The 9,470-nt window shown below is 54.3% G+C and carries 7 protein-coding genes, 1 tRNA gene and 1 pseudogene; all 9 read right to left on the bottom strand.

The window, feature by feature from the left end; all coding sequences use genetic code 11:
• Positions 1-41 precede the first annotated feature (41 nt).
• Positions 42-1,364 carry a plasmid recombination protein gene (locus MPRO_RS24630; protein ID WP_067299035.1) on the bottom strand — a complete coding sequence of 441 codons (1,323 nt, stop codon included), beginning with the start codon at positions 1,362-1,364 and terminating at the stop codon, positions 42-44.
• Positions 1,365-1,538: 174 nt separating this feature from the next.
• The gene (locus MPRO_RS24625; protein ID WP_067299033.1) at positions 1,539-3,239 is read right to left on the bottom strand and encodes a site-specific integrase; all 1,701 of its coding nucleotides are present in this window, start codon (positions 3,237-3,239) and stop codon (positions 1,539-1,541) included.
• A gap of 97 nt (positions 3,240-3,336) precedes the next feature.
• Positions 3,337-3,424: transfer RNA gene (locus MPRO_RS24620), tRNA-Ser, on the bottom strand.
• A gap of 359 nt (positions 3,425-3,783) precedes the next feature.
• The gene (locus MPRO_RS24615; protein WP_067299031.1) at positions 3,784-4,458 is read right to left on the bottom strand and encodes a response regulator transcription factor; all 675 of its coding nucleotides are present in this window, start codon (positions 4,456-4,458) and stop codon (positions 3,784-3,786) included.
• Between the two features lie 43 nt (positions 4,459-4,501).
• Entirely contained in the window at positions 4,502-5,857 is a 1,356-nt protein-coding gene (locus tag MPRO_RS24610; RefSeq protein ID WP_245635199.1) for a cache domain-containing protein, read from the bottom strand.
• Positions 5,858-6,000: 143 nt separating this feature from the next.
• Positions 6,001-7,287, bottom strand: coding sequence for a TRAP transporter large permease (locus MPRO_RS24605; protein WP_067299029.1), 1,287 nt, complete (start codon positions 7,285-7,287; stop codon positions 6,001-6,003).
• Positions 7,284-7,817: a TRAP transporter small permease subunit gene (locus MPRO_RS24600; protein ID WP_067299027.1), complete on the bottom strand. Its 534-nt coding sequence runs from the start codon at positions 7,815-7,817 to the stop codon at positions 7,284-7,286. Before MPRO_RS24600 ends, MPRO_RS24605 begins: the two co-directional genes overlap by 4 nt.
• 104 nt (positions 7,818-7,921) lie before the next feature.
• Positions 7,922-8,998 carry a TRAP transporter substrate-binding protein gene (locus MPRO_RS24595; protein WP_102136360.1) on the bottom strand — a complete coding sequence of 359 codons (1,077 nt, stop codon included), beginning with the start codon at positions 8,996-8,998 and terminating at the stop codon, positions 7,922-7,924.
• 206 nt (positions 8,999-9,204) lie between these two features.
• Positions 9,205-9,470, bottom strand: a pseudogene (locus MPRO_RS24590) (hypothetical protein); the annotation flags it as partial.

Below are 9,470 nucleotides of genomic sequence, written 5' to 3'. Positions count from 1 at the left end.
CGGGAGTAATGGTCGCTGGACGCACGGCGTCGTCGGCCGCGTCAGCTGTCTATCAGAGTCAGGTCAGCCAGCACAGCCGCCAGCACCAGATCGCTCGAACTGGCTTTCATGAACTCCTGCAATTGCTCTAATCGCGACCTGACAGCCTCACCCTCGCTCCGAAAAGCCTGAGCCTCGATAGGTACCTGTAAAGCAACCTTAAGCGCATTCAGTGCACGTGTTGCGGTCTCACGCTCGCGATTGATCACACCCACGCGACTCACTTCGCCGGTCAGCCGGTCGATCTGCGCATGCAGCACTTTTGTTTTTTGCCGCCAGCGTTTTTCCGCGCGGTGCTCGAAGAGCTTTTTGAGACCAAAAAATCCCAGTATTCGGCCGCCCAGTGATTCGTACGGCTTGAATTTTTCCACCAATGCCTGGGCCGCGACCCGCGCATCCTCCGCCGTTTGGCGCGCCTGAGCCGCAACAAGCGCATCCGCCTGGGCTTGCTGATGCAGTTTTTCGGCCCGCTCCTTTTCTTGTGCAATGCGCGCGGTCTGCAACCGGGCTTCTTCCTGCGTGGCTTCCACAAGCCACGTAGCCTGCGCCTGGGCGTCCGACAGGACCTGTGCTGCTTGCCGATCGACGATTTCGGCCTGCCGCTTGGCATTGGCCAAGGCTTCCGCCTTAGCTTGCTCACGTTGCCACTGCGCACGCGTCAGCCGCTGACGCCGCGGCCCTATGCGGGCCTGACCGTAGTGCACGGCGACTTCCTGATGATAACGATCCTGAAACCTTCTCATTTCAGCTTTATACGCGTCGTTACCAGCCTTTTTACCTTGGCCTGTACGGTCGTTGCCCTGCGCAGCTCTGCGGGCTAACTCACCTTTGTGCAGCTGCGTAAAATCCCTACTGGGCTCTGTCGCCCCCACCAGAATGTGAATATGCGGATGACTTTCGTCCCAATGCAGCGCGGCAACCTGTACGCGGCCGGGAAATTCGCTTTGGGCGAATGCAATTGAGTCCTCTGCCCACTCCCGTATCTCTGCCAGACGCAGCTGCCGCTGCTCGTCCGGCAGCGCGTCCAGGTCAGCGACTGACAGCGGATAACTCGCTATCAGCCCAATGCCTGTATTGGCATCGGCCCTTACCTTACGCTTTTTACCGCCATGCAAAGTGGTGCTCGCATCTGCCGCTATCGAAATCTGCTCCGCCACCGCAACGAACGAAGTGCCCAGTAAGTACTCAGGCTGCAACGGCGACTTCACATGCGGGTGGCTGTAAGGCACCCGTTCAGCCTCCCGCGCAATTGACGTCAGACTGCGCTTTTTACTCGTCCCCTTAGTTCCGTATGCTTCGTAGTGTATAAATTGATAACCCGCCATGAGTTCCTTCTCTTGCTTTCAACATATAGCACTCCATGCTATTTAGAATATGTTAACCAATCGACTGTAATTCCCATCGCCTGACATCCTGAACAACAGCACGGCATTGGATAGGAAAAAACACTGATCGATGGAAATAAATTTTCCATCTATGCTCAACCACGAAATAAAAAATTACGCAGCGTCTTTAGCTTTACGAATGGGCTGCTTTCGTTTCACGCGATGAGTACGTCGCTGACGCGGTGAAAAATCATCTTTCATCCGCAAGAAACGCGGGTAATCGACGTGTTCCATATCCATGTCATAGCGTATTTTTTCTATTTCTGTACTCAACGACTGAATATTGAAGCCACGTCCGTAATTACTCGTCATACTTGCATTCTCGTGCCCGACAATAGCAGCAATACGCGCTTCTTCTACACCGGCATTCCGCAACAGGTCAATAACCGTATGTCGATGACTATGGAAGGATTTATTACCACGATTTTTAATCTGGACTGTGTCGAGATAGCCATTGGCCTTCGCCTCGCCGTCACCATTATACCAGCGTCCAACTTTACGCCCCCAACGACTGCCTTTCTCGTACTCAAGCCCCTCAAACAGCATTGTATTTGACGCATCGCCAACTAAAGCCTTGCGCGATTCCCAGTACCCAATAAAACCAAATTCCAAGAGTTGACTATGAATCGGTACCTTGCGCTTCGAGCTTTTGCGCTTCAGGTTCTGATGCTCATCTTCATCCGTGATATTAAAGTACCAGATATGGCCTTCGCACTGGATGTCAGCAACCCCCAGCTGACACAACTCGTTCAGTCGAGCGCCCGTGTACATGGCCATCAGAGGCACCCAAAAGTGCGCTGACAGGAATTGACGCTTGCTACCCGTGTAATCAGCGGTATACATATACCCATTGACGATAGCTTTCAGGTCGGCAGGATCAAACGGGTGCTTTTCGTCCTCTTCAAGGGTTTCTGCCGGGAAATCGATATCGCGGGCAATATCTTTTTCAAGGTCATCGTTGGAGTAGGCAAAACGTATCAGAGACTGGCAGATTTCAAAGTACGCCTTGGCGGTATTGGGAGATATGCGCGCATAAGTATCCCGCGCCATCAAAACCTGTAGCGACTCGCTCGCCGAGTGGCCCAGATTACGTCGGGCAGGATACTGACGTAGCGTCTTTTTGACGTCAACTATATCGGATTTTTTGAGAGAACCAACAATTTTGTCCTTTCCGATTATCTCGACGATAGCGTTAATCCGGCCGACGTTAATCTGTAAGGTTTTTTCGTCCTTCCACTTTCCCGCCACCAGGCGATCCTGCAAAAAGTCATCAGCAAGCTCACGAACGCTATAGCCTTTTATTTCCCCCCCATTCCCCGATGCAGACTCTTCCAGCACACCAGAAACAGCCGCAGGACGAGATACAGAATGCACTTCAGAGATCTCTGTATACTCACCCATCATTTTTAAATACTTCAACAGCGCTTCCAGGTCTTGATCGGCAGAGCCGTAGTCAAACCGAACTTCACTGCCACTATTACTCTGATGTGTAATGCTTTTTAAAAACATACTGCTATCCTTCTCTACAAATCCTTTTAAGTAACTAACCACCCCCCGGGCCATTATATTGGCCTCATGTTCGGTTAACTCTTTTTTAAAATACTCGTATTTTAAAACGCTAGCAATTAATTCATTAAAAAAATTAATATGTGCGAAAGCCCTGTGTTTAGCAACGGAACGTTCTTTGGTTTTAAGGGAGCAGCGGAATATAGAAGAAATGGACGGCAAAAAACCGAGAACAGCCTTGGGCCAGATCAGGCGAAGGTAGTAAGTCCCGGTTGCAGTACGGTAAGTATGTGGTAAGTGCGCAGGCATGAGCGAAACCCCTAACTGTCATAGCTAAGTGTCACACCTGGGTATTTTTACTGACATTCCCCTTTAAGTCATTGAAACTTAAAGAGAATTAAGAATATGGCGGTGAGGGAGGGATTCGAACCCTCGATACCTTGCGGTATACACACTTTCCAGGCGTGCTCCTTCGGCCACTCGGACACCTCACCATATTGTATGCTGCATTGTCTTTTCAGACTTGTAACTTGCACGCCTGGGCGTACTCGTTACCGTCGTCGCAAGCTCCGACGTTCTCTACGGCTTCGCCTCCGAGTCAACCACTCGGACACCTCACCATATTGTATGCTGCACTGTCTTTTCAGACTTGTAACTTGCACGCCTGAGCGTACTCGTTACCGTTGTCGCAAGCGCCAACGTTACTTCTTTTCTCAACAGCACCGAGGGCTTTTGCTGCCGTTCCGTAACGTTGAGGCCGCGTAATTTAATGGATAAGGTCATGTATTGCAAACTTTTTATCTGATTTTTTAAGAAAAAGTCAGGCACTGCGAAGATAAGCCTCGCATGGGGTCTATTTCAGCTCCACCAGGCCCTGTTCAATGGCGAAACGGGTCAGGCCGGCGGCGGTCTGGATGTTGAGCTTGGTCTTGATATTCTGCCGGTGGGTTTCCACGGTGCGCACCGAAATATCCAGGGTGCGGGCTATATCCTTGTTGCTGCCACCTTCGGCCAGTAGACGCAGCACGGTCTCCTCCCGCGGTGTCAGCGGCTGCGAGTCGGGATCGGGCGCTGACGGGCTCAGGGAAGCGGCAGAGGCCTCGTCCAGGCTGAACAGCGACTGGGACGCACTGGCGCTGAAGTAGGTGCCGCCCTGGTGCACGGTTTCGATGGCCTTAATCAGTTCATCGGAGGACACATCCTTGAGGATATAACCCGAAGCGCCGGCGCGGATCAGTTGCAGAATATACTCGCGGTTGTCGTGCATGCTGAGAATCAGCACACGCACCGAGGGGAAACGCTGCTGGAATATCTGGGTCGCTTCGAGTCCGCTCATCACCGGCATGGAAACGTCCATCATCACGACATCCGGCTGCAGCTGTTCAGCCAGTTCCAGCGCTTCCTGGCCGTTGTACGCCAGGCCGATGACATCCAGGTGGGCTTCGGTGCCAAGCCGGGATGAAATACCTTCCAGCACCAGTGGATGGTCATCCACCAGCAGCACGCGAATGGGTACAGACTCTGTCATGCAGTGATACTCCCGGATACTGCGCACAAGGCGCCACAACTGTTCAGGATGGCAAACCTATGCATAGCCGCGCCCCCTCCCCCGGTGCCGATTCCAGCGCAAGTTCACCGCCAAGCAGCTCGAGCCGGTCGCGGATATTGCGCAGACCAATGCCAGCCTGGGGCGAGAGGTCATCGGGGTCAAAGCCACAGCCATTATCTTTCAGTTCAAGCCACAAAAGTCCGCTGCTATACCAGCTGCGCACCAGAAGGTGACTGGCGTCAGCATGTTTTTCAATATTGGTCAGTGCTTCCTGCACCACCCGATACAGGGTGGTTTCAATATCATCGTTCAGACGTGCCGCCGGCAGCGAGAGCCGCAGATCCACCAGGATGCCGGTGCGCAGCTTGAATTCATCCAGCAGATTACGCAACGCAGGCTCCAGCCCCAGGTCATCGAGAATACTGGGGCGCAGGTCGTGAGACACGCGGCGCACTTCCTGTATCGCCTCGTTGAGCACCGCCATGGCGTGGCGCAGGTCAGCCTCTGCCGTCTCGCTGTTACCGGCCTTGGCCAGCTTGCTCAGGGCCGACTCTATACGAAACTTAACCGACACCATCAGCTGGTTGATGCCATCGTGCAGTTCCCTGGCAAAGCCGCGGCGCTGGCTCACCTGCAGCTGAATCGACTTGTGGGCCAGGGAACGCAAGCGCCCATCGGCGAGGCGACTCTCATGCAGATTCAGTGCAATGCCGATAACGATAATCACAGCCACTGCTGCGGCCACTATCAGCAGTACGGTAAAGAAGGTGCTGCGAATATTGCGCGTCACTTCACTACGGATCTTCGCCACTTCTTCGGTGATGTCATCTATATAGAGCCCGGTTCCCAGCATCCAGTCCCACTTGGGCAGACTCACCACATAGCCGAGTTTTTCTTCCGACTCGCCACGGGATGGTTTTTGCCACAGGTAGCGATGAAAGCCGCCACCTTCGCTCGCTCGCTGCAGCAGGCTGCGAATCACATAGTCGCCGCGCTCATCCTGCATGTCGTACAGGTCCTGCCCCACCAGATCGGTGAGAATCGGGTGCACCAGTACCTTGCCGGTGCGGTCGTAGACAAAAAAGTAGCCATCATCACCGAAGGTGAGATCGCTCAGAATACGCATGACCTCAATTTTCGCAGCCTCGTCATGCACATCGGCATTGGCCACTATATGGTCAATGGAGGTCAGCGCCAGGCTGACATAATTCTGCAGCTCACGCTGCTTGGTGCTCAGCAGGTTGTCCTCGAAAATGCGGATTTCCTGCTCAGATAGGTTCCGCGCTTGCTGCAGACTCACCATGGTCACCAGGCTGCTCACCAGCAATAGCGGCAGAATCGCCAGCAGCAACAGCTTGGCCTTTAATGACATACCCATGACACCCCTGGTGAAAAATAAAAATCCATGCCGCTGCGCGACCACGGCCATGATAACAGCAAAAAACGGCGACCCCGACAGAAGTCGAAGCCGCCGCAGATGGCGAGCTGTATAAGCCTGCACCGGCGTCAGGCGGACCTTGCTCAGGTCAGACCATAAAGCCCCGGGAACGCCAGAATCGTAATTAGCACTACCAGCTGCAACAGAATAAAGGGTACGACACCTTTATAAATATCCGTGGTACGTATCGAGTCCGGCGCCACTCCCTTTAGGTAAAACAGTGCAAACCCAAAGGGCGGGGTAAGGAAGCTGGCCTGCAGGTTCATGGCGATAAGAATCGCAAACCAGATGGGCGCAATCCCCAGGGCATCGGCCACCGGCGCCAGAATCGGCACTATGATAAAGCTGATTTCAACAAAGTCGATAAAGAAGCCCAGTATCAGTATGGCCAGCATCGACAGCAGCAGGAAACCCATCTGGCCGCCGGGCAGCTGTGTCAGCACTTCCTCAACAATATAATCGCCTCCGGTATAGCTGAAGGCCATCGAAAAGGCCGTGGCACCCAGCAAAATGGCAAACACCATGGCGGTGACTTTTACGGTTTCCAGCGAGGCTTCATAGAGCATCTTAAAGCTGAACTGGCGATACAGCAGCGCCAGCACCAGGGCACCAACGCCCCCCAGGGCAGAAGACTCGGTGGGTGTGGCAATACCGGCAAAGATAGAACCCAGAACCACCAGGATCAGTGCCAGCGGCGGCAGAATCGCTTTCAGTGCCTGCCCATAGTAACTGCGACGGCTGATGCTTGGATCCACCGGCAGGGCCGGTGCCGATGCTGGATTCATAAAGGCGTAGATAAGGATGTAAACAATATAGGCGCCGATCAGTATCAGTCCAGGCCAAAGCGCCGCCTTGAACAGATCCCCCACGGGTATACCCAGCACATCACCCAGAATGATCAGGATAATGGAGGGCGGGATGATCTGCCCCAGGGTGCCGGATGCGCAGATAGTGCCGCAGGCCAGGGATTTGTCGTAGTTGTATTTCAGCATCACGGGCAGCGATATCAGGCCCATGGCAACCACTGAAGCACCTACAACACCGGTGGACGCCGCCAGCAGCGCGCCCACCAGTACGGTGGAAATCGCCAGGCCGCCACGCACGCCGCCAAAGAGTTTTGCCATGGCTTCAAGCAGCTGCTCAGCCAGGCGGGTTTTCTGCAGCACCAGGCCCATAAAGATAAACAGCGGCACTGCCATCATGGTGGTACTTTCCATGATGCTTTGAATTCGAAATGGCATGAAAGCGAAAATATCCGCCCCTTCAGCAAAAACACCAAACAGCAGCGCTACGCCGCCAAAGATAAAGGCCACCGGAAAACCGCTGAGCAGCAGCGCCAAGGCAGCAAAAAACATTACAATACCGATCATGCGCGATCACCTTGAATATCGGCCACAGACAGTCCCCGCAGTGTATTGACTGATTTCAGCGCCAGCCCGAAACCACTCAGGGCGGTGGCAAAGAATGCGAAGGGTATGGCGGCCTTGATCAACCAGCGATACGCCAGGCCACCCGGGTCACCGGAACTCTCGCCCAGCAGGAAGGACTCATAGGCGAAGCCCACGCCGTACCAACCCACCAGCAGACAGAACGGCAGCAGTAGGCAGAGCGTGCCGGTCAGATCTATCCAGGCGCGCTTGCGCAGACTCAGGCGGTCGTAAATGATATCCACGCGCACATGGGCATCGGCGCGAAGGGTAAAGGGCACCCCCAGCAGAAACATCAGGGCAAACAGGTGCCACTCCATTTCCTGCATGGCGATGGACACATCGTTGAACGCATAGCGGCTCACGACGTCGTAGAAAACGTTAAATAGCAGTAGCACAAACAGCACGGCAGCGGCCTTGCCAAACAGGTCTGAGACCCGGTTGACCGCACGCTCCAGTTTCAACATCAGCATGGAAACACCTCGGCATCTTTCTCGAAAGGCGCGCCCGGTGTGGAACCAGGCCCCTGATACAGGAACGGGAGCCACAAGTGGCTCCCGTTAAACAGCCTGCTGGATCAGTCGGACAGACTGTTCAGGTAGGCGCGGTCGGAAATATTGGTCCAGACCCGTACCTTTTCCTGATACGCCTGCTGCGATTCGATGATCTTCTTCGCCTGTGGATCAGCGGCGGAAGCTTCTTTCAGCAGCTCGTCGTTAGCACCCTTGAGTGCAGCCATAACATCGTTCGGGAAGGTCTTGATCTGAATGTCCGGGAACTCGGTTTTCATTTCAGCCCAGGCGGTGGCCGAGGCATCGTAGTTCTGGATATACATGTCGTAAGAGGCAGTGCGCATGGAGACGCGCAGGATTTCCTGCAGGTCAGCCGGCAGCTTCTCCCAGCTACGCTTGTTGATCAGGAACTGCAATTCGGTGGCAGGCTCGTGCCAGCCGGTGTAGTAGAAAGGCGCAATTTTGTGGAAGCCCATGCGCAGATCAAGTCCTGGGCCTACCCACTCAAGCGCATCGATGGTACGACGCTCCAGTGCGGTGTAAAGCTCACCCGGCGGGATATTGGTCGGGTTGGCACCCAGTTTCGCCAGCACTTCACCGGCAAAGCCAGGGATGCGCATCTTCAAACCCTGGATATCATCCAGCGAATTGATTTCTTTCTGGAACCAGCCGCCCATCTGGTTACCGGTATTGCCACCTGGGAAGGACAGCAGGTTAAAGGGCTCGTACACCTCCTGCATCAGGTCCATGCCTTCACCCTGGTAGAACCAGGCGTACTGCTCAGGTGTGGTCATGCCAAAAGGCATGGTGGTGAAGTACAGTGTATTGGGGACCTTGCCTTTCCAGTAGTAGGACGCCGAATGGCCCATGTCGTACTGGCCGGCGCGAACCATGTCGAACACACCCAGTGGCGCCTTGTGCTTGTTGGCGGAATCGATAGTGATCTTCAGACGGCCATTGGACATTTTCTCAGCCATGGCAGCCATGTTGCGCGGCGCATCGCCGAAGATCGGGAAGTTGGTCTGCCAGGTTTCGGCCATTTTCAGGCGGTAAACCTTTTCTTCGGCCTGGGCCGGATTGAACAGCGTGGCTACGCAAGCCGCCGCCGCAATCAAAGTGCGTGCAACAGGGAGTTTAAACATTGTTATTGTCACCTTTTGACTGACTGTCCCCAGTAGGGACTTCAAGTGCGCGCATGGCCTGTTTGGCCCTGCACACCCGCATCAGGTCCATGTCGGAACCGTTGCGCTATGGTGACGATTCGCCGCTGATACCGCCATTCGCACTAATGCGCAGCAGCCCCCCGAACCGCAGGGGGAATTCTACTGAGTGCTCTAAGTAGTACTACCTAGTGTAGTGTTTCATTCTGTTTAGAGCTTAAGTGGTTATTGGCACGAATGACTTTTTCCAGGATATCGCGGGCACTTTTCGTCCAGATAAATGGCTTTGGATTGGTGTTGTGATGCGCAATGTACTCGTCGATAGTGCCAATCAGTTCGGGTACGCTGGTAAATACCCCGCGCTTTAGTCGTTCCTTCGTTGAATCTCTCATGACTCTTTCCACCATGTTACGCCAACAGGCACGGGCATGAGTGAAGGTGCTGACCAATCCCG

Origin of the sequence: Marinobacterium profundum (genome assembly GCF_001528745.1) — a bacterium.
Classification (GTDB): domain Bacteria; phylum Pseudomonadota; class Gammaproteobacteria; order Pseudomonadales; family Balneatricaceae; genus Marinobacterium_A; species Marinobacterium_A profundum.
This window is presented reverse-complemented; position numbering and strand designations above follow the sequence as displayed.